Source organism: Rhodococcus sp. HM1 (assembly GCF_023218075.1).
Classification (GTDB): domain Bacteria; phylum Actinomycetota; class Actinomycetes; order Mycobacteriales; family Mycobacteriaceae; genus Rhodococcus.
In genome coordinates this window covers 21975-42313 of the sequence record NZ_JALPTB010000007.1, presented here as the reverse complement: position 1 = coordinate 42313, position 20339 = coordinate 21975, and the positions used below count along the sequence as shown (strand labels likewise).

The following is a 20339-nucleotide window of genomic DNA, read 5'->3' as shown; positions in this document are numbered from 1 at the left end:
CGCGGTCAGACCGCGGCTTCGGCGCGTTCGCGGCGCGCGGCCTCACGGGCCAGCGAGCGGTCGCGCATCTCCTCGAACTTCACGGCCTGACGTTCCAGGTCTTCGAGGAACGTGCCCAGTTCGTCGAGGGTCTCGGCGCCGTCGGCCCCGAAGTCGCGCTCGAAGATGTTCCACTTGCGCAGCACCGGCTGGACGACATCGTCCAGGTGCTGGCGCAGGTCGTAGATGCCGTGCTTGGCCATGAGCACGCCGTTGCGGCGGAAGTTAGGCATTCCCGCACCGGGCATCTGGAAGTTCTTCAGAACCTGGGTGATCGCCTGCAGTGTCTGGACGGGCGCGACGTCGAGGGCGGCCTCGCAGATGTTGCGGTAGAAGATCATGTGCAGGTTCTCGTCCGCCGCGATGCGCTGGAGCATCTTGTCGGCGATCGGCTCGTCGCACGCCTTGCCGGTGTTGCGGTGCGAGACCCGGGTGGCCAGCTCCTGGAACGTCACGTACGCGACCGAGTGCAGCATTCCGGTGTCGCCGGGCGAGGAGAAGCCGTTGGTCATGTGTTCCATGCGGGCGTTCTCGAGCGCGACCGGGTCGACACCGCGGGTCACGACCAGGTAGTCGCGCATGACGATGCCGTGCCGATTCTCCTCGGCGGTCCAGCGGCCGACCCACGTACCCCAGGCGCCGTCGCGGGAGAAGTTCTCGGCGATCTCGCGGTGATAGGACGGCAGGTTGTCCTCGGTCAGCAGGTTCGTGATCATCGCCGCCTTGGCGACCTCACCGAGCCGCGACTGCTCCGGGTCCCAGTCCACGCCGCCCATGGCCGCGAAGTTGCGGCCCTCGTCCCACGGCACGTAGTCGTGGGGGTGCCAGTCGCGTGTCATGGAGAGGTGTCGGTTGACGTTCGCCTCCGCTACGGGCTCCAGCTCGCGCAGTAGCTCCAGCTGAGTCATGACTCGCGTCATTCCGATTTCCCTCCGTGGTTGATTGACGCACTCCAGCCTACGGCACCGTAGGTTGCGTTCGGACGCACTGTAGGCACGATCGGTGGCGCGCATCTCAGCGTTTCCGACGAGTGCTTCAGATCACATCACATGCCGTGGGACACGGTACAGGCTCCTGTGGGCGATCCCGATCACGACGCACGGTGATGCACGGGACGCACGAAAGTCGAGCGTGAAACGACTCGGGGCGGCGACATCGCGATGTCGCCGCCCCGAGTGGAGGTGCTGTGGTCAGCGCTTGCCGCCGCCGAGCAGACCGCCCAGCAGGCCACCGAGCCCGCTGCCGGCGTTGCCGCCCAGCACGCTGCCGAGAACGTCGCCGAGTGCGCCTGCGCCGCCGGAACCGCCCGCCGCGCTGCCGAGGAGACCGCCCAGCAGATCGCCGAGGCCGCCCTGGCTCGGAGCCGACGCCGTCGCCGTGGTCGCGCCCTGTCCGCCGCCGGTGAGCTGCTTGGCGATGAACGACAGCACGATCGGCGCGAGGATCGGCAGGAGCTTGGCGACCAGTTCGTTGCCACCGGTGCCGTTGACGCCGCCGAGGGTGCTGATGACCTGGTCCTTGTTTTCACCGAACACGTTGGCGACGATCTTGCTGCCGTCCTCGGTGTCCACGTCGGCCACGTTCACGCCGCCCTCGACGAGGTCACCGGAGTGATTGTCCAGGGCGGAGAGCAGCGAGGCGGCACCGGCCGGATCCTTCGCGTTGGCGTCGAGACCACCGACGAGGGTCGGCAGTGCGGCGCGCACGGCCGTCTCCGCGGTCTGCTGGTCCACGCCGAGCCGCTCCGCGATCTGAGCGACAGGAATCTGGGAGAGAAGGTCGTCGAGAGTTGCCATGAGAACCTGTCTGGGTAAGGGGCGCTCCAGGATGCGATTTGCCCGTTGTGGCGAAGCCTAACCAGTCGTTCCCCGTCAGCCGTGCAAATTCGGCGCGCGTCGTTCGTGTACCGAATGTCCGTTCTCGATCACACGCCGGATTGCGCTGTGGGCCTGCGCACGGAGAGCAGGCCGCACAGCAGTGCGACCACGGTTCCGCTCAGGAGTAGGACGAATCCGTTCTGGTTCGTGAGCACGGTGCTGTGGTTGTCCCGGATGTACTCGCCGAACGACTGCTGCACCCGCACCGCCAGCACGACGACGACCGCGGTGCCGAGGATCGCGCCGGCCCACGCGGCCGCGACCGAGTCGAACAGTGCGGCGACCAGCAGCAGGATCGCGGCTGCGGCCAACGGCAATGCGAGGGACAGGTGCAACGGCAGATCGGGGCCGGCGAGCGCGCTCAGGTCGCCTCCCTCGAAACCGTCCCGCAGCGAGGCGAGTGGAATCTCGGTTGCCCGCACGCCTCCGACGACGGGAAGGAACGTCCCGATCCCCACTGCGATTGCGGACAGGAACAGACCAAGGTCGACGAAACTCCGCATGCCACTCCCATCGATCGTCGGATCGTTTCCGTGAGCGACCACACGGTATCCAAATTCGGCGCCGATTCCCGGATGAAAGGCGGGGCCGTGCCGCGATCCGTAGGGTGGAATACGCACGAAACGGACAGAGGGAAGGTGCGACATGTCGGACGAGACGCTCGAATCCGGGGTCGCCCGGACCGGCGCGCCGAAGTGGGTGAAGAGGACCGCGTGGGTGTTGCTGGGGCTGGTGGCCCTGGTCGTCCTCTACTTCGTCCTCGCGGCGTTCGTGCCCCGCTGGTGGGCCCAGCGGATCGCGGGCCTCGCCGACGGTGGGATGGTGCGGGGAACGTTGTGGGGCCTGATGTTCGGCTTCCTGTGCACGTTCGTGCCGCTGGCGTTGTTGTCGTGGGTGTGGCGCGTGCGCGACTGGCGGTATCACCGCGGGCTGCAGATCGTGCTCGCGATCGTCGCGCTCCTGGTCGCCGTGCCGAATCTGATGACTCTGAGCATCGTGCTCGGCGGCGGCAACGCGGCCCACGCGGGGGAGCGGATCCTCGATGTGGACGGTCCCGGCTTCCGGGGTGCGTCTCTCATCGGCGCCGTCCTCGGGGCCCTGGTGTTCGTGATCGCCGCCGTCGTGAGCATGCGTCACCGCAAACGCGGTGACGAACTGCGCCGCGCACGCGGCGAACTGGAACTGCAGCGCGCCGAGAAGGAAGCGGCAGCCGAGCGGGAAGCGCGGGAGCTGGAGCAGAGGAGGAAGTCCGACGCGGCGGACTGATCGGATCAGCCCGCCACGTCTCGGTGCCCCCAGTAGGGCTCGAACCTACGACCTGCGGATTAAAAGTCCGTAGCTCTACCAACTGAGCTATAGGGGCGTGGGCGCACAGTGTAACCACAGAGTGCCGCGCGGGGGTATCCGGGAACCGAAAATCTCTCGGCGGCTCGGATGCTCACCCCCTGCGTCGCACCCGAGCCGTAGAAAATCGTACCACCCGGTGTGTTCTTCCAGCGTAGCCGCGGGGGACCGTTTGAGCTGCTACGTGCGGGTGCGGCGGCGATATCCGGTGGACGTCTACAGTTGTCCGCGGGGGCAGACTATTGAGGGGGGCGGTCAGGTTCGGAGGCTTCACCCCATGGCACCTCAACAGGAACGCGCGAGGCGCACGCGGGCAGCGATCGTGGAATCCGCTGCGGCGGAGTTCTCCAAGCGCGGTTACGCGGCGGCGTCGATCAACACGATTCTGGAGCATTCGAACGCCACCAAGGGCGCGATGTACTTCCACTTCGACTCGAAGGAAGCGCTCGCCCGTGCCGTGCTCGAGGAAGGGCTCGCGCGATACCGAGCGCTCGTCGACCGGTGGGTGCAGGCTCCCGGGCTCGATCCGTTCGAACGTCTGCACGGAATGGTCACCGAACTCGCGGACGCCCTGCAGCGGGACGTCATCATCCGCGCCGAGTTCAAGCTCTTGATCGAGCCGGAGTTCGAATCCGAGGCGCGGTTGCGGGGCGGCTCCGTGTGGGGAACGGCCGGGTATCGCCTCGCGGAGGAGGCGCAGCGCGAGGGGCTGTTCCGGCCGGGTGCCGACATCCGGCGCTTCGTCGAGGTGATCAGCGCGGCGCTGGCGGGACAGCGGTACATGACCGACCTGACGTCTTCCGATGGCGACGTACGCGCGCGGTTCGAGATGTGCCTGGAGGTCCCGCTCGAGGCGATGGCGTCGCAGGAATGGCTCGACCGGTGGCACCGGGAGGGTTGGCCGGCCGCGGCGAATCCCCCGCAATAGAGCTTGTGACCTGCTGATTTGTGAATCGGGAAAGCGGTGTCCTAAGCTATCCAAGCTCCCAACGGAACACGAACGCCGTTGAGGGTGCGGGTCGGAGCAATCCGGTCTGGGCCCCCTTCGTCTAGCGGCCTAGGACGCCGCCCTTTCAAGGCGGTAGCGCGGGTTCGAATCCCGTAGGGGGTACTCTTCGGTGTACGCCGGAGGGTGCAGTACAAGTGAAGAATGTTCTGGCCCTGTGGCGCAGTTGGTTAGCGCGCCGCCCTGTCACGGCGGAGGTCGCGGGTTCGAGTCCCGTCAGGGTCGCAGAGAATATGCGATCGGCATTCGGTTCGGGTGCCGTCCCGGCCAGGTAGCTCAGTTGGTACGAGCGTCCGCCTGAAAAGCGGAAGGTCGCCGGTTCGATCCCGGCCCTGGCCACCATATAACTTCATACTTCGGACCCACCGTTCGCGGTGGGTCCTGCTGTGAGAATCCGTCAGGGTTCTTTCATGGCCCTGTGGCGCAGTTGGTTAGCGCGCCGCCCTGTCACGGCGGAGGTCGCGGGTTCGAGTCCCGTCAGGGTCGCTTCAGACGAAGGCCCGGTATCGATGAGATACCGGGCCTTCGTCGTATACCGTTACTGATCTTCCGAAAGTATCCGCGCCGTCCCAGTGTCGTGACCTCGAACAAGAACATGTTCTAGAGTGGTGCGATCTTGGTCGGACGCCGCCGGCGACGAGGAACGAGGTGACCGTGCGAATTGCTCTCCTGTCGTACCGGAGTAAGCCGCACTGCGGCGGCCAGGGCGTCTACGTCCGGCATCTGAGCCGAGAACTCGCCGCCCTCGGGCACGACGTCGAAGTGTTCTCGGGCCAGCCCTACCCGGAGCTCGATCCCGGCGTCACCCTCACGAAGGTCCCCAGCCTCGACCTCTACCGCGACGACGACCCCTTCCGCACCCCGAAACCCCGGGAGTTCCGCGACCTCGTCGACGTCCTGGAGGTCGCGACGATGTGGACCGCGGGCTTCCCCGAGCCGCTCACGTTCAGCCTGCGGGCGGCGAAGCTCCTTCGCGCACGGGCCGGCGAATTCGACGTCGTGCACGACAACCAGTGCCTCGGGTACGGATTGCTCCGCATCGCCGACGCCGGGCTTCCCCTCGTCGCGACGATCCACCATCCCATCACCCGCGACCGCGAACTCGATCTCGCGCAGGCCACCACGTGGCGCCGCAAACTGACCCTGCGCCGCTGGTACGGCTTCCTGCGCATGCAGGCACGGGTCGCCCGCCGGATCGGAACGTTGCTCACCGTGTCCGAGTCCTCGGCGGACGACATCCGCACGGCGTTCGACGTCGACCCGGAAAATCTGCACACGATCCCGCTCGGCGTCGACACCGAACTGTTCGCCCCTCCCGCCGGCGCCCGGGTGCCGGGACGCATCGTGTGCGTGGCGAGCGCCGACGCACCGCTCAAGGGCGTGTCGACGCTGCTCGGCGCCGTCGCCAAGCTGCGGACCGAGCGGACCGTCGAACTGGTGCTCGTCTCGAAGCTCGCCGAAGGCGGTGTGACCGCGCGGCTCATCGACGAACTCGGCATCGGGGACATCGTGCGCACCGTGTCGGGCATCGACGACGCCGAGCTCGCCGCGCTCCTCGGTTCCGCGGAGATCGCCGCGGTCCCGTCGCTCTACGAAGGTTTCTCACTGCCCGCGGTGGAGGCCATGGCATGCGGGACACCGCTCGTTGCGAGCCGCGCAGGCGCGATCCCCGAGGTCGTCGGCGATGCCGGTGTGCTCGTTCCCCCCGGTGACGGCGAGAAACTCGCGGCGGCGCTCGCGGCGCTCTTCGACGACCCGGCCGAACGGGACCGGCTCGGTGCGGCGGCCCGGCAACGGGTCCTCGACCGGTACAGCTGGTCGGCAGTGGCCGCACAGACCGCATGCGTCTACGACGACGCGATCGCAGCGCAGACACGAAAGGCGAACCACTGATGCTGACCGTCGATTTCGGCCGTCTCGGAGTTGCGCCCGGCCACCGCGCCATCGATATCGGCGCGGGCGCCGGCCGGCACTCCTTCGAGCTGTACCGGCGCGGGGCGGACGTCGTCGCGTTCGACCGGAGCGCGGACGACATGAAAGCGGTCGCCGAGATGTTCGCGGCGATGGAGCTCGAGGGCGAGGTCCCCGCCGGGGCACGCGCGCGCGCCGAAGTGGGTGACGCGCTCGAACTGCCTTACGACGACGAGACGTTCGATGTGGTGCTCATCTCCGAGGTGCTCGAGCACGTGCCGCAGGACGTGCGCGCGATCGAGGAGTTCACCCGCGTGCTCAAGCCGGGCGGGGTCGCGGCGATCACGGTGCCGCGCTGGTTCCCCGAGAAGATCTGCTGGGCACTGTCCGATGCCTATCACGAGGTCGAGGGTGGACACATTCGCATCTACAAGGCCGACGAACTCGCCGCCAAGCTCACCGCGGCCGGCCTGAAGATCCGCGGTCGCGACCACGCGCACGCCCTGCACGCGCCGTACTGGTGGCTCAAGTGCGCGGTCGGCGTCGACAACGACGATCACGTGCTGACGAAGGCGTATCACAAGCTGCTCGTGTGGGATCTGATGCACAAACCGTGGCTGACCCGCACCCTCGAATCGGTCCTCGATCCGATCATGGGAAAGAGCGTGGTCTTCTACGTCGAGAAGCCGGTCGTCCCCGTTGCGGCGCGCTGACAGGGGCGCACCAGCGGTTCCGTCGGTGCCGGGCGTGCTCTCCGCCCAGGAGTGCCTCCGCACCGGGCACGCCATCGCCGACATGCAGCAGTCCTCGGGAGCGATCCCGTGGTTCCCGGGCGGGCATACCGATCCGTGGGACCACATCGAATCCGCGATGGCGCTGACCGTGACCGGGCTGCGCGAGGAGGCCGAGGCTGCGTTCGAGTGGTCGCGGCGCACCCAGCGCGCGGACGGGTCGTGGCCGATGCAGTTCCGCTGCGACACGATCGAAAACGCCGACTCCGACAGTAATTTCGCGGCGTACATCGCCGTCGGGGTGTGGCATCACCATCTCGTCACCGGCGACGTCCGGTTCGTCGAGCACATGTGGCCGACGGTGAAGGCCGCCCTCGAACATGTGCTGTCCATGCAGGCGCCCGGCGGCGAGATCTTCTGGGCTCGAAACGAATCCGGTATCGCGGAGGAAGCTCTCCTCACCGGGTGTTCGAGCATCCATCACGGTTTCCGGTGCGCGTTGCGTCTTGCGGAGGCCGTGGGTGATCCGCAGCCGGAGTGGGAGTTCGCGCTGTACCGGCTCGGGCACGCGCTGCGGCGGCACCCGGAGGTGTTCACCCCCAAACCGGAATACTCCATGGACTGGTACTACCCGGTCCTCGGGGGAGCCGTCCGCGGAACCGTTGCGCACGAACGCATCCGGGAACGCTGGAACGACTTCGTGGTGGACGGGCTGGGCATCCGGTGCGTCGATCACAAACCGTGGGTGACGGGCGCCGAGACGTGTGAGCTGGTCCTGGCCCTCGACGCGCTCGGAAGCAACACGCGCGCAAAGGAACTGTTCGCGGCGATGCAGCACCTGCGCGATCCGGACGGATCGTACTGGACCGGACTGGTTTTCAGTGACGGCAAACGCTGGCCGGTGGAGAAGAGTTCGTGGACGAGCGCCGCGGTGGTTCTCGCCGCCGACGCGCTCTCCCGCACCACCGGTGGCAGCGGACTGTTCCGTGACGCGGCGGCGCCTGTGGAACTGGTGGGTGCCGACCGCTGCAGCGAAGGCTGCGGCGTCCGCGTCTGACAGCAGCCGCGTCCGACACCGGCCGACGGAAAAGACAGCCGCGCGGTGTATGCCCCGCGCGGCTGACTTTCTCGACGGCGGACGGTCACGCGCCCGGCAGGACCCCGACCGTGCCGCCCGTGCGTTCGAGAACTCGCAGCGACCCCGTCACCGACACCTCGGTGAACTCGCCGCTGTCGAGTGCGCGGCAGTAGATCTCGTACGGGGGACGACCGCCGTCGGCGGGGTCGGGGAACACGTCGTGGATGATCAGGGCGCCGCCGACGCGCACCCACCGCGCCCAGCCCTCGTAGTCGGCCTGCGCGGCCGCGCTGCTGTGACCGCCGTCGACGAACACGAACGACGCCGGGGTGCGCCAGAACCCGGCGACCTGCGCGGAGGCGCCGATCACCGCGACCACGTGCGTTTCGAGGTCGGCATCGGCGAGGGTGTGGCGGAGTCGTCCGGCCGTGTCGAGCAGGCCGGTGTGGGGGTCGACGAGTGTCTCGTCGTGGTACTCCCAGCCGGGCTGGTGCTCCTCGGACCCGTGGTGGTGGTCGACGGTGACGATCGTTCCGCCGGTCGCTTTCGCGGCCGCACCGAGGTACACCGTCGAGCGCCCGCAGTAGGTGCCGATCTCGACACCCACGCCGTCGCCGAGATACCGCACCGCCGCGTCGTGCAGCGCCGTGCCCTCGTCCTCCGGCATGAAACCCGGTGTCGCCTCGGCAAGTTCGACCATCTCGCGGGGCAGCGTGGTGCGGGTCATCGGCACAGTCTCCGTTCGCTGGATTGCTGTTCGGTGGCTCACACTACCGACGGGAGTGGAGCCGCGGAACCACCGTCCCGAGATCATCGGAAGCGGAATCCGGTACCGCCCGGCTCGCCCCCGCGACTAGGGAGTGAGGGAGGGGAACCTCCAACTCCCGTCGAGGATTTCCGGCCGCGGCCGGTAGAGCCGCACGAGGTAGTTCCAGCCCTCGGTGATCGGAATGCTGTTGGGGGCACCGTCGGTACCGCCGAACCGGACGGTGACCGAGCCGTCGTCGTTCGGGACGGCGGTGATGTTGTTGACACTGTAGACGCCGCGGTCGTTGGGTTCGAAGTATCCCTTCGCGTTGTACACCGACAGGGACCAGAATCCGTCGACGGGTACATCGCGCACCGTCAGTTCGTACTCGCCGACCGGCAGTCCCGGGTCGACACCGATGTAGGTGGCCTCCTCGGTCGGGAGCCCACCCCATCCGGCGGCGGTACCGATGAGGTGGCGCACGGGGTCGACCTGGTCCTTGCGGCCGAACGTCCGATCGAACGCCGTGAGTCCGCGCGCCAGATCGAGCAGCGCATTGCGGGTCGCATCGAGGCTTGCGGTGTCGTACCCGGGAGACGTGAACGCGACCGCCGAGCCCGCATCGATGCGGAACCGGTCCTGGAGTTCGGTCGCCGTACGCACATCGTCCGCGTCGGCCGGATCGGCCAGGATCCGGACCGCGACGGTGACATACGACGTGGGGAAGTCGCCGGGATCGAGACGGTGTTCGCCGGGATCGTGCAGGATCCGGTTCACGTAGTGGTCCTGGTCGACGACCATCACCGAGGCGTACCGGCGGCCGCAGTGGGGAACGGTGACGACCGCACCGGCCGAGACGTCGACGACCGCGAAGCTGTAGAGGGTGTCGCGGTTGAGCCGGATCACCGTCTGGTGGTCGACCGACGCCGCTTCGCGATTGTGGCGCAGCACGTTGACTCCGCCGCAGTCCCGCTGGAGATCGGAGAACATTCGATCCGTTTCCGCACGAACGAAGTTGTCCACATTCACCGGAATGCTCGTCATGTCGGCGAGCCTAGCGGCGTCGTCGCGGTCCCGCGGCGGGAAACGCCCATCGATTCCGCGTGAAACGCCCACCGGTTCCGGGCCCCGGAATCGGTGGGCGTGGCGATCACGAGCGCGCGGCGGCCCTGCGCTGATGCAGCACCTTGCCGACGGTCGTGTCGAGCTTGGTGCCGAGCGGCCAGCCGACGTAGTGGCACAGGAACAGGGCGATCTCCCGCAACTGCTCTTCGTCGAGTTCCTCGTTCTGCAGCGCCGCGTTGATCTGGATCTCGGCGATGTCGGTCAGGCCCTGCGCGGCCAGTGCACCCAGGAGTAGCAGCCGACGGTCCCGGATGCTCAATCCGGGGCGGGTCCAGATCTCCCCGAACAGGTGATCGGCGGTGTAGGCGAAGTGATCGCCCGGCCCGTCCTGCATCTCCCAGCCGTAGACCTTCGACATCATGTCGAGGCCCCGCTGTCGTCGTTCGTCGGTCACGCGTTCTCCTTCGTCGAACGTTGTTGTGCCAGTTCGCCGGGGCCGACACCGAGCCCGGTGCCGAGATCGGCGAGTGCCCGGGTGCCGAGCGGCAGGTCGACGCCCAGTCGCTCGCCCAGTTCCAGCGCCAACGTCAGGTCCTTCTCGCCGAGCGACCGCGCGTGCGCGAGGATCGGGAACCACGGATCGTCCGGTGCCAGCGCAGCGGTGGTGTCGCGCAACATGATCGCCCCGGCACCGCCGGTGATCGCGTCGGTGTGCCGCACCACCTTGCCGAGTGCGGTGATGTCGAGCCCGGCGGCCTCGGCCAGCCGCTGGGCTTCCGCGGCCGCGTTGAACGAGATGAAGTGCAACAGGTTGCGCGCCAGCTTCATTCGCGTTCCCGCTCCGACCGGACCGGCGTGGACGACAAGACCGGCCCAGGTGCCGAACGGCTCGCGGACCTTCGCGAACGACTCTTCGTCCGCGCCGACCATGACGGCCAGCGTGCCCTTCGCGGCACCGACCGCACCACCGGAGACCGGGGCATCGACCAGATGCACGCCGCGCTCGGCGCAGACCGCGGCGAGGTCGACGGCGTTGGTGTCGGAGATCGTCGAGTGCACGGCGACGACGGTGCCGGGCCGCGCGGTCGAGAGCAGGCCGTCGGGTCCGGCGACGACGTCGCGGACCTGCGCGTCGTCGAGCACCGTCACGGAGACGACGTCGCACGTGGCGGCCAGTTCCGCAGCACTTCCGGCGGCGGTCGCGCCGGCAGCGGTGAACGGTTGGACGGCCTCGGGACGCATATCGAGCACCGTCAGTCCACCGGGCCAGTCGAGGAGTCGCTTGGCCATCGGCGCACCCATGTTGCCCAGGCCGATGTAGCCGACGGACACGTCGGAAGGCGCGGTCACGACCGGATCACCTGCCCGCCGTCGACGTTGAAGATCTGCCCGGTGACCCAGCCGGCCTCGTCGGACAGCAGGAACAGGCACATGCCGACCAGGTCCTCGGGCGTGCCCATCCGCTTGAGCGGGAGCCTGCCGACCATGTCCGCCACCATGTTGCCGGGCGTGACGGTGCGGGTGGCCTCGGTGTCGATCGGCCCGGGGGCGATCGCATTGATGCGAATGTTGTTGCCGCCGAGTTCGACCGCGAGCTGCTGGGTCAGGCCGTTGACGCCGACCTTGGCCAGGCCGTAGAACCCCGAGTAGAGCCACGCGGCGGTCGACGACTGGTTGACGATCGAGCCGCCCTTCTTCCTCATGTGCGGCCACACGGCGCGCGTGACGTTGAGTGCGCCGTCGAGGTTCACGCTCATGAACTTCTTGTAGTAGTCCCACGGCACCGTGAGCAGCAGGTCCAGTTTCATGCCGCCGTAGATCGCGGCGTTGTTGACCAGATGGTCGATCCCGCCGAACGTCTCGACGGTCCTGGCGGCGAGTTCGGTGGCCGAGTCCGGGTCGGCGACGTCGACGGGCAGGAAGACGGCGCTGCCGCCGTCCGCGACGATCTGCTTGGCAACCTGCTCGCCCGCTTCGGTGTTGAGGTCGGCGACCACCACGTTCGCGCCCTCGGCGGCGAGCGCCCGGGCGTAGGCCTCGCCGATTCCCTGCGCGCCACCGGTGACGATGGCGGTTCGATCGGTGAAACGTCCCATGTCGTGAACCTTTCTAGGGCGCCGCGGGTTCCGCGACGAGCTTGGTCTCCAGGTATTCCTCGAAGCCGGCCACGCCCATTTCGCGGCCGATTCCGGATTGCTTGTAGCCCCCGAAGGGCGCGTCGGCGGCGTACCAGATGCCGCCGTTGACACCGAGGGTGCCGGTGCGGATCCCGGCGACGACGTGGGCGACGCGGTCCTGGTCGGTGCCCCACACCGAGCCGGACAGACCGTAGGGAGAGTCGTTGGCGATGCGCACGGCGTCGTCGTCGCCGTCGTGCGGCAGGATCACCAGGACGGGACCGAAGATCTCCTCCTGGGCGACGCGGGTGCTGTTGTCCAGGCCCGCGATCAGGGTCGGTTCGACGAAGAAGCCCTTGTCGTGCTCGGCGGGACGGCCACCGCCGACGACGATCGTTCCGCCCTCCTCGACCGCGAGCTTCAGGTAGCCCTCGACGCGGTCACGCTGGCGAGCGGAAATCAGTGGACCGCAGACGGTTCCGGGTTCGTTCGGATTGCCCGGGCGGATGCCGCGCAGCGATTTCGCGGTGAGTTCGACGGCCTCGTCGTAGCGTTCGCGGGGGACGACGAGACGGGTGGTGATCGCGCAGCCCTGCCCGGCGTGCGTGCACACGGTGAACGCGGCGATCGAGCAGGCGCCGTTCAGGTCGGCGTCGTCGAGGACCACGAAGGCGGACTTGCCGCCGAGCTCGAGGAAGACCTTCTTGAGCGTCTCGGCGGCCGCGCGCATCACGGCCCTGCCGGTCGCGGTCGAGCCGGTGAAGGAGACGAGGTCGACCCGCGGGTCGGAGGCGAGCCGGGCGCCGACCGCATGGTCGCTCGACGTCACGATGTTCACCACGCCCGGCGGGATGTCGGTCTCCTCGGCGATGATCCTGCCGACCAGCGCTGCGCACCACGGGGTGTCGGGTGCGGGCTTGAGGACGACGGTGTTGCCGGCTGCGAGCGCGGGACCGATCTTGGCGAAGTTGATCTGGTGCGGGAAGTTCCACGGCGTGATCGCGCCGACGACACCGACCGCTTCCTTCAGCAGGTAGCGGTGCGTCGGGATACCCATGGGGGACGCGTTGCCGAGATCCTGCTTCCACTCGTACTTCTCGGCGAGATCGGCGAACCACAACAGGTCGTCGACCGGGCCTTCGAGATGTGCGGCGGAGGTGAGGAAACGGGGCGCGCCGACCTCGGCGATGGTGATCTCGCGCAGTTCCTCGATGTGTCCGCGCAGCGCGTCGCGCAACTGGCGCAGGCAACGGGCGCGGAAGGCGTGGTCGCGGGACCAGTCGGTGGTGTCGAAGGCCTGCCGGGCGGCGGCGATGGCCGCGTCCATGTCGGCGGCGGTGCCGTCGGCGGCGTAGCCGAGCGTTTCCTCGGTCGCGGGATTGCGGGTCTCGAAGGTGCCCCCGGAGCCGGGGACGAGTTTGCCGTCGATCAGCAGGGGAGTGCTGTCGGTCGGGCTGTTCCTGGGGCGCAGGGCCATGTGTGGTGCTCCCGTTCTGGCGGTTCGGTGGCAGACGTCGGTCGACGTGGAGCGTGTGACGGTCCTCATAATCTGGACACTTGTCTGGACTATAGTTCGGGCAGATGCGCGGTGCAATATCGCGCCGGACGGGAGGGGCGGGATGGCGGATCGGGCGGCAATCGTGACCGGAGCGAGCCGGGGGATCGGCCGGGCGGTGGCACTCGAGCTGGCCGCCGCGGGTGCCGCGGTGGTGGTGAACGGGCGGGCCGAGGACGCGGTGCACGACACGGTCGCGGAGATCGAAGCCGCAGGTGGGCGCGCTGTCGGGGTCGCCGGATCGGCCGCGGCGCCGGGCGTGGCAGAGGCGCTACTGGCCGCCGCGCTCGACGAGTTCGGCGACGTCGATGCCCTGATCAACTGTGCCGGTATCGCCGAGCCCAGCGGGTCGTCGATCCTGTCGGTGACCGACGAGCAGTGGCACGAACTGCTCGACGCCCACCTGACCGGCACGTTCCGGACCTGCCGCACCGTCGCGCCGCACCTCGTGGCGCGCGGCGGGGGCGCCATCGTCAACACGAGTTCGTTCGCCTTCCTCGGTGATTACGGCGGTACCGGCTACCCGGCGGGCAAGGGTGCGGTCAACAGCCTCACCCTGGCGATCGCCGCGGAGTTGCGCGAACAGGGGGTCCGGGCCAATGCGGTGTGCCCGGGGGCGCGGACGCGGCTGTCGACGGGCGACGAGTACGAACGGCAGATCGAGCAGCTCCACCGCCGGGGCCTGCTCGACGATGTGAGTTATCAGGGCTCGCTCGACCCGGCGCCGCCCGAGTTCGTCGCCCGGCTCTACGCGTATCTCGTCGACGGGCGGTCGGCAGGGGTCACCGGCGAGATCTTCGCCGGCTCGGGATGTTTCGTCGGGCGCTTCCCGCGGCCCCGGCCGAGCCTGCTGGCATGGCGAGACCACAAGGCCGAGCCGCCGTGGACGATCGAGGAGATCGCGGGATTCGTCGGAGGGTAGCCGGGGTCAGTCGCGGGACGGTGACGCGGTGATCGACGCGAGCGCGCTGTCCACCACCTTCTCGAAGATGCGGTCGAGATCCATCTCGTCGCCGAGGAAGCCGGTGCCCTCGATCATCGCGAAACCGTGTACCGCGGCGAACAGCGCGACCGCGGTATCGAGCGAATCCCCATCGGGGACACCGCACGAGACGAGCATCGCGCGCAGAGCGCTGTTCGCGTCGAGCGCCGAGGTGATGAGTGCGTCGCGGTCGATCGGAGCGGCGGTGAGGGCCTCGTAACGGCGGTGATTCGCGACCGCCCACGACCGATAGGTCGCGATGAGGTGCCGCAGTCCGTCGATTCCGCTGCGGCCCATGGCTTCTTCGCGCAGCCGGTCGCCGAGGGTGATCATCGTCCGGATCTGAACCTCGGACCGGACGTCGTCGAGGCCGCGCACATGGTTGTACAGCGACGCGCCCACTACACCCACACGAGCCGCCAGGGTGCTCATCGTCAACTGCTGCCATCCGTGTTCGTCCACGACGGCGAGCGCGGCGTCGATCACCTTGTCACGGGTGAGCGTACGGCGCCGGACGGGGCGTTCGTTGTCACGTGCCATAAAGCGATCTTAGGGGTCTTCCATTCCAAACGAATGTGAGTAGTTTGTAAACAAGAGCCATTCGTTTCTTGCTTCCACGACACCCGAGGTAACCCCCCATGACGGCGTCACGCACCGATCTCAAGAACCCGGACGTCTACGAGAAGGAAATGCCGCACGACGCGTTCGACGACATCCGCCGGCGATGTCCTGTGTACTGGCAGCCGGAGGACGACGGTCCCGGCTACTGGGCGCTCACCCGGCACGCCGACGTCACGGCGGTCTCCCGCGACAGCGCCACCTTCTCCTCCGCGCTCGGTACCACGCAGATCGACGAGTTCGACGACGAGACCCGGCTCAAACAGGCCGCTATGCTCATCAATCTCGATGCGCCCGAGCACACCCGGCTCCGCCAGCTCGTGAGCCGCGGATTCACCCCGCGGGTCGTCAAGCAGCTCGAAGGGCGTATTCGCGACATCTGCGAACGCACCGTCGACGAGCTGATCGAGGCCGGCCGCGACGGCGCGGTCGTGGACTTCGTGCCGCTCGTCTCCGCGCCGCTGCCGCTCGAGGTGATCGCGGCGCTGCTCGGCGCACCCGCCGAGGATGTGGACAAGCTGTACGACTGGTCCAACCGGATGATCGGCTGGGACGATCCCGAGTACGGCAGCACCCAGGCGGACGGCGAACTCGCCGCCGCCGAGATCTTCCTGTACGCCAACGAGATCGCCGCCCGGCGTCGGGCCGAGCCGCGGGACGACATCGTGTCCGCGCTGGTCCGGCCGGACGAGCACGGGGACACGCTCACCGAGATGGAGTTCTGCATGTTCTTCGTGCTGCTCGTCATCGCGGGAAACGAGACCACGCGCAACGCGATCACCGGCGGCATGCAGGCGTTCATGGACCATCCCGACCAGTGGCGGCGACTGCAGCACGATCCCGGACTCGTCCCGAGCGCGGTCGAGGAGATCCTGCGCTGGGTGAGCCCGGTGATCGGCTTCCGCCGCACCCCCACCTGCCCGGCGACGATCGGGGAGCAGTCCGTGGATCGCGGGGACAAGGTCGTCCTGTACTACCCGGCCGCGAACCGGGACGGCGACGTCTTCGAGGAACCGCACCGCTTCGACATCGGACGTGAGCACAATCCGCACGTCGCGTTCGGCGGTACCGGCGTGCACTTCTGCCTCGGAGCACATCTGGCCAGGCTCGAACTGAAGGTGATGTTCGAGACGCTCGCGCGGCGCCTCGACCGCGTCGAGCCGGCCGGACCGGCGCGGCGACTGCGCTCGAACTTCGTCAACGGTGTCAAGGCGATGCCGGTGCGTATCCACCCGCGGCAGGACTGATTTCGTGCATACGGCCCTGATCGGGCATTGCCGCGGCGAGGTTGCCGTAGTAATGTCCAGACACGTGTCCAGAAATGTGAATCTCGAATCCACCCGCCGGCGTCTCACCGAGAAGCAGGCAGACACCGTGGACCGCCTCACCCGCGCCGCGGTCGAGGTGCTCCGGGAGGAGGGATTCGCAGGTCTGACCGTGCGCACCGTCGCCTCGAGGGCCGGGGTCGCACCCGCCACCGCCTACACCTACTTCTCGTCCAAGGAACACCTCGTCGCCGAGGTGTTCTGGCGCCGGCTCGCCGCCACACCCGACCCCGCCGACATCGTCGGCAGCACCGCCGACCGGGTGTGCGCCGTGCTGCGCAACATCGCAATGCTCATGGACGACGAACCCGAACTCGCCGGGGCCGTGACCAGCGCACTGCTCGGCCGCGACCCCGACGTCGAACACCTGCGCGGCCGCATCGGCCTCGACATCCGGGAGCGGCTGTCGGCCGCCCTGGGGCTGGACGGCGACCCGAATGTCCTCGAAGCCCTCGAACTGCTGTACGCGGGTGCGCTCGTCCGCGCCGGAATGGGTTACGGCACCTACGCGAAGCTCGCCGATCGGTTGGAAACCTCCGCCAGACTTCTATTGGAGTAGCAATGACTCAGGCCTCGCTCGACACGTCACTGTTCGGGCCGTTGCTGTTCGACCCCTACGATTACGGCTTCCACGAAGACCCGTACCCGACCTACCGTCGGCTGCGTGCGGAGGCGCCGCTCTACCGCAACGACGACCTCGGCTTCTGGGCCCTGTCGCGCCACGCGGACGTCGTCGCCGGATTTCGCGACAACACGAGACTGTCGAGCGCCAACGGTGTTTCGCTCGATCCGTCCGCCTACGGGCCGCACGCGCACAAGGTGATGTCCTTCCTGGCGATGGACGATCCGCGGCACATGCGGATGCGTCAGCTCGTCTCCAAGGGCTTCACGCCCCGCCGCGTCGCCGACATGCAGGAGCGCATCCTCGAGCTCACCCTGGGATATCTCGAACCTGCCGTGGAGACAGGCGAATTCGACTGGATCGCCGAGTTCGCCGGCAAGCTGCCGATGGACGTGATCTCCGAACTCCTGGGCGTTCCCCGGCAGGACCGCGCCGAGATCCGCCGCCTGGCCGACCTCGTCGTGCACCGCGAGGAGGGCGTGCTCGACGTCCCCGTGGCCGCGATGGAGGCCTCGCTCCACCTCGTCGGTTACTACGCCGACATGCTCACCGAACGTCGTACCCGCCGCACCGAGGACCTCACCTCGGCGCTGCTCGACGCGGAGATCGACGGCGACCGGCTCACCGACGACGAGATCATCGGGTTCATGTTCCTGATGGTCGTCGCCGGCAACGAAACCACCACCAAACTGCTCGGCAACGCCCTGTACTGGGGCGCGGTCGACAAGGACGAGGCGGCGCGGGTGCTGCGCGACCCGGAACGCGCCCCCGAATGGACCGAGGAAACGCTGCGTTACGACACCTCGAGCCAGATCGTCGCGCGCACCGCCGCCGCTGACATCGACGTGCACGGCGGCACCATCCGCGAGGGCGACAAGGTGCTGCTGCTCATCGGATCCGCGAACCGCGACTCCGAGGTCTTCGAGGACGCCGACGAATACCGCATCGGCCGCGACAGCACGAACAAGCTCGCGAGTTTCGGTGGGGGAGTGCACTTCTGCCTCGGTGCTCACCTGGCCCGGTTGGAAGCGAACATCGCGCTCGAGCAGTTCGCCCGCCACGTCGCCGACTACGACGTCGATTTCGACCGCTGTGAACGAGTCCACTCCACCAACGTCCGGGGCTTCGCCGCACTGCCCCTGAAAGTGACCCGCCGCCATGCCTAGATTCGAACCCCACCCGGCGCGCCGCCCCGCGATCGTCAGTGGCGCCTCCTCCGGAATCGGCACCGCCACCGCGTACGCCCTCGCCGAACTCGGGCATCCGGTCGCGCTCGGCGCCCGCCGCGTCGACGAGTGCGAGGCCATCGCCGAGAAGATCCGCGCCGAAGGCGGAGAAGCGATCGCGCACTTCCTCGACGTGTCCTCCACCGAATCCGTCGACGCCTTCGTCACCGCCGCGGAGGCCGCGCACGGTCCGACCGAGATCGTGGTCTCCGGTGCCGGCGACATGGACTTCTCGCTCGTGCACGAAATGGACCCGGACCGTTTCGAATTCCAGGTCGACGTCCATCTCGGCGGCACCCAGCGTCTCGCCCACCGGGTCGTGCCGGGGATGATCGACCGTGCCCGCGGTGACTTCGTGGTCATCGGCTCCGACTGCGCGGTCGACGCCCGGCCCCGCACCGGCGCCTACGTCGGGGCGAAGACCGGCCTCGAAGCCATGGTGCGGCAGATGCGGATGGAACTCGAAGGCACCGGTGTGCGCGCTTCGACGGTGCGCCCGGGCCCGACCCAGACCGCGGCCGGCATGGACCAGCCGGAAGAGGTCGTCGGACCACTGCTCGAGGACTGGATCCACTGGGGTCTGGCGCGTCACCCCTACTTCCTGCGGGCCTCCGACATCGCCGACGCCGTGGTGTCGGTGGTTTCCGTGCCCCGCGGCGCCCACATCGTGCTCGTCGAGGTCCAGCCCGAAGCTCCCCTGCGGAAGAACGAACGGAAGGCCCAGTCATGACCGGTACTGCGACGGCTCCGCTCCGCGTCTCCGGCGGCGAACACGAGCACGGCCACCTCGAGGAACTGCGCACCGACCCCATCGCGCTGATGAAGCGAGTCCGCGAGGAGTGCGGGGACGTCGGCGTCTTCCAGCTCGCCGACAAGAAGGTCGTGCTGCTCTCGGGGGCCGAGGCCAACGAGTTCTTCTTCCGCGCCGCCGACGAGGAACTCGACCAGCAGGCCGCCTACCCGTTCATGAAGCCCGTCTTCGGTGAGGGTGTCGTCTTCGACGCCAGCCCGGAGCGGCGCAAGGAGATGCTGCACAACACGGCGCTGCGCGGCGAGCAGATGAAGGGTCACGCCGCCACCATCGACCGTGAGGTCCAGGACGTGATCGCCGGCTGGGGCGACGAGGGCGAGATCGACCTGCTCGAGTTCTTCGCCGAGCTGACCATCTACACCTCGTCGGCCTGTCTGATCGGCAAGAAGTTCCGCGACGAACTCGACGACCGCTTCGCGCACCTCTATCACGACCTCGAAAAAGGTACGGACGCTCTGGCCTTCGTCGACCCGTACGCGCCGATCGAGAGCTTCCGGCGCCGCGACGAAGCCCGCGAAGGCCTGGTCGCGCTCGTCCAGGAGATCATGAACGGCCGCATCGCGAATCCGCCGCAGGGCAAGGAGGATCGCGACCTGCTCGACGTGCTCGTCTCGATCAAGAACGAGGACGGCACCGAGCGGTTCAGCGCGGACGAAGTCACCGGCATCTTCATCTCGATGATGTTCGCCGGGCACCACACCACGTCCGGCACCGCGGCGTGGGCGCTCATCGAACTGCTGCGCAACCCCGAGTACCTGGAGAAGGTCACCGACGAACTCGACACCCTCTACGCCGACGGCGCAGATGTGAGTTTCCATGCGCTGCGCCAGATCCCGGTCCTGGAGGCGGTGCTCAAGGAGACACTGCGGCTGCACCCGCCGCTCATCCTGCTGCTGCGCGTCGCCCGCGGCGACTACGAGGTCGGCGGGTACCGCATCTCCGACGGCGACCTCGTCGGCGCGACCCCGGCGATCTCCAACCGGATCCCCGAGGACTTCCCGAACCCCGACACCTTCGATCCGGGCCGCTACATCGACCCGAATCAGGAGGACATCGTCAACCGCTGGACGTGGATTCCGTTCGGCGCCGGCCGCCACCGGTGCGTGGGCGCCGCGTTCGCGCTCATGCAGCTCAAGGCGATCTTCTCGATCCTGCTGCGCGACTTCGAATTCGAGATGTCCCAGCCCGCCGACTCGTACCACAACGATCATTCCAAGATGGTGGTGCAACTCGCGCAGCCGTGCGCGGTGCGGTACCGCCGTCGCGCCCGGAAGTGAGGACACC

General features: G+C 68.1%; 21 protein-coding genes and 5 tRNA genes. 15 read left to right on the top strand and 11 right to left on the bottom strand.

The window, feature by feature from the left end:
- Positions 1–5: 5 nt before the first annotated feature.
- The 3 genes from M1M07_RS06060 to M1M07_RS06050 form a co-directional block, all read right to left on the bottom strand.
- Entirely contained in the window at positions 6–959 is a 954-nt protein-coding gene (locus M1M07_RS06060; protein ID WP_197253220.1) for an acyl-ACP desaturase, read from the bottom strand.
- 270 nt (positions 960–1229) lie between these two features.
- On the bottom strand, positions 1230–1835 hold the full coding sequence (locus M1M07_RS06055; RefSeq protein ID WP_197253218.1) for a DUF937 domain-containing protein: 606 nt from the start codon (positions 1833–1835) through the stop codon (positions 1230–1232).
- A gap of 128 nt (positions 1836–1963) precedes the next feature.
- Positions 1964–2419 carry a hypothetical protein gene (locus tag M1M07_RS06050; RefSeq protein WP_197253216.1) on the bottom strand — a complete coding sequence of 152 codons (456 nt, stop codon included), beginning with the start codon at positions 2417–2419 and terminating at the stop codon, positions 1964–1966.
- Positions 2420–2561: 142 nt separating this feature from the next.
- On the opposite strand from M1M07_RS06050, the gene M1M07_RS06045 reads away from it, so the two are divergent.
- A complete protein-coding gene (locus tag M1M07_RS06045; protein WP_197253213.1) occupies positions 2562–3182 on the top strand; it encodes a hypothetical protein in 621 nt (206 codons plus the stop codon).
- Between the two features lie 24 nt (positions 3183–3206).
- Here M1M07_RS06045 and M1M07_RS06040 read toward each other — a convergent pair.
- Positions 3207–3279 (bottom strand) — tRNA-Lys (locus M1M07_RS06040).
- 258 nt (positions 3280–3537) lie between these two features.
- Here M1M07_RS06040 and M1M07_RS06035 point away from each other — a divergent pair.
- The 8 genes from M1M07_RS06035 to M1M07_RS06000 all read left to right on the top strand — a co-directional run bounded on the left by M1M07_RS06035 (position 3538) and on the right by M1M07_RS06000 (position 7965).
- Positions 3538–4188 (top strand): TetR/AcrR family transcriptional regulator, encoded by a 651-nt coding sequence (locus M1M07_RS06035; RefSeq protein ID WP_248673575.1) that lies wholly within the window; start codon positions 3538–3540, stop codon positions 4186–4188.
- Positions 4189–4298: 110 nt separating this feature from the next.
- Positions 4299–4371: transfer RNA gene (locus tag M1M07_RS06030), tRNA-Glu, on the top strand.
- Positions 4372–4417: 46 nt separating this feature from the next.
- A tRNA-Asp gene (locus M1M07_RS06025) sits at positions 4418–4491 on the top strand.
- A 40-nt stretch (positions 4492–4531) separates the two neighbouring features.
- Positions 4532–4608, top strand: a tRNA-Phe gene (locus M1M07_RS06020).
- Between the two features lie 70 nt (positions 4609–4678).
- Positions 4679–4752: transfer RNA gene (locus M1M07_RS06015), tRNA-Asp, on the top strand.
- 168 nt (positions 4753–4920) lie between these two features.
- Positions 4921–6159, top strand: a complete 1239-nt coding sequence (locus M1M07_RS06010; RefSeq protein WP_248673613.1) for a glycosyltransferase family 4 protein — start codon at positions 4921–4923, stop codon at positions 6157–6159.
- Entirely contained in the window at positions 6159–6890 is a 732-nt protein-coding gene (locus M1M07_RS06005) for a class I SAM-dependent methyltransferase (protein WP_248673574.1), read from the top strand. The genes M1M07_RS06010 and M1M07_RS06005 overlap by 1 nt, the downstream gene beginning before the upstream one ends.
- Positions 6891–6915: 25 nt before the next feature.
- Positions 6916–7965, top strand: a complete 1050-nt coding sequence (locus M1M07_RS06000) for a prenyltransferase (protein WP_248673573.1) — start codon at positions 6916–6918, stop codon at positions 7963–7965.
- 85 nt (positions 7966–8050) lie between these two features.
- Here the strand turns inward: M1M07_RS06000 and M1M07_RS05995 are convergent, their stop codons facing one another.
- The 6 genes from M1M07_RS05995 to M1M07_RS05970 all read right to left on the bottom strand — a co-directional run bounded on the left by M1M07_RS05995 (position 8051) and on the right by M1M07_RS05970 (position 13393).
- Positions 8051–8713 carry a class I SAM-dependent methyltransferase gene (locus M1M07_RS05995; RefSeq protein WP_248673572.1) on the bottom strand — a complete coding sequence of 221 codons (663 nt, stop codon included), beginning with the start codon at positions 8711–8713 and terminating at the stop codon, positions 8051–8053.
- 126 nt (positions 8714–8839) lie between these two features.
- Positions 8840–9778 (bottom strand): DUF1254 domain-containing protein, encoded by a 939-nt coding sequence (locus M1M07_RS05990; RefSeq protein ID WP_248673571.1) that lies wholly within the window; start codon positions 9776–9778, stop codon positions 8840–8842.
- A gap of 106 nt (positions 9779–9884) precedes the next feature.
- A complete protein-coding gene (locus M1M07_RS05985; RefSeq protein WP_197254578.1) occupies positions 9885–10253 on the bottom strand; it encodes a carboxymuconolactone decarboxylase family protein in 369 nt (122 codons plus the stop codon).
- Entirely contained in the window at positions 10250–11149 is a 900-nt protein-coding gene (locus tag M1M07_RS05980) for an NAD(P)-dependent oxidoreductase (RefSeq protein ID WP_308200780.1), read from the bottom strand. The genes M1M07_RS05985 and M1M07_RS05980 overlap by 4 nt, the downstream gene beginning before the upstream one ends.
- A complete protein-coding gene (locus M1M07_RS05975; protein ID WP_197254569.1) occupies positions 11146–11895 on the bottom strand; it encodes an SDR family oxidoreductase in 750 nt (249 codons plus the stop codon). The genes M1M07_RS05980 and M1M07_RS05975 overlap by 4 nt, the downstream gene beginning before the upstream one ends.
- A gap of 13 nt (positions 11896–11908) precedes the next feature.
- Entirely contained in the window at positions 11909–13393 is a 1485-nt protein-coding gene (locus M1M07_RS05970) for an aldehyde dehydrogenase (RefSeq protein ID WP_197254567.1), read from the bottom strand.
- A 142-nt stretch (positions 13394–13535) separates the two neighbouring features.
- On the opposite strand from M1M07_RS05970, the gene M1M07_RS05965 reads away from it, so the two are divergent.
- Positions 13536–14393: an SDR family NAD(P)-dependent oxidoreductase gene (locus M1M07_RS05965; RefSeq protein ID WP_197254565.1), complete on the top strand. Its 858-nt coding sequence runs from the start codon at positions 13536–13538 to the stop codon at positions 14391–14393.
- Between the two features lie 6 nt (positions 14394–14399).
- Here M1M07_RS05965 and M1M07_RS05960 read toward each other — a convergent pair whose 3' ends face one another.
- The gene (locus M1M07_RS05960) at positions 14400–14993 is read right to left on the bottom strand and encodes a TetR/AcrR family transcriptional regulator (RefSeq protein WP_248673570.1); all 594 of its coding nucleotides are present in this window, start codon (positions 14991–14993) and stop codon (positions 14400–14402) included.
- 98 nt (positions 14994–15091) lie between these two features.
- Here M1M07_RS05960 and M1M07_RS05955 point away from each other — a divergent pair, with 98 nt between their 5' ends.
- The 5 genes from M1M07_RS05955 to M1M07_RS05935 all read left to right on the top strand — a co-directional run bounded on the left by M1M07_RS05955 (position 15092) and on the right by M1M07_RS05935 (position 20332).
- Complete coding sequence (locus tag M1M07_RS05955) at positions 15092–16318, top strand: cytochrome P450 (protein ID WP_248673569.1); 1227 nt, start codon at positions 15092–15094, stop codon at positions 16316–16318.
- Positions 16319–16394: 76 nt separating this feature from the next.
- Positions 16395–16955, top strand: coding sequence for a TetR/AcrR family transcriptional regulator (locus M1M07_RS05950; protein ID WP_197254596.1), 561 nt, complete (start codon positions 16395–16397; stop codon positions 16953–16955).
- 2 nt (positions 16956–16957) lie between these two features.
- The gene (locus M1M07_RS05945; protein WP_197254561.1) at positions 16958–18184 is read left to right on the top strand and encodes a cytochrome P450; all 1227 of its coding nucleotides are present in this window, start codon (positions 16958–16960) and stop codon (positions 18182–18184) included.
- Positions 18177–18974, top strand: coding sequence for an SDR family oxidoreductase (locus M1M07_RS05940; protein WP_197254559.1), 798 nt, complete (start codon positions 18177–18179; stop codon positions 18972–18974). Before M1M07_RS05945 ends, M1M07_RS05940 begins: the two co-directional genes overlap by 8 nt.
- Positions 18971–20332 carry a cytochrome P450 gene (locus tag M1M07_RS05935; protein ID WP_197254557.1) on the top strand — a complete coding sequence of 454 codons (1362 nt, stop codon included), beginning with the start codon at positions 18971–18973 and terminating at the stop codon, positions 20330–20332. The genes M1M07_RS05940 and M1M07_RS05935 overlap by 4 nt, the downstream gene beginning before the upstream one ends.
- Positions 20333–20339: the final 7 nt, after the last annotated feature.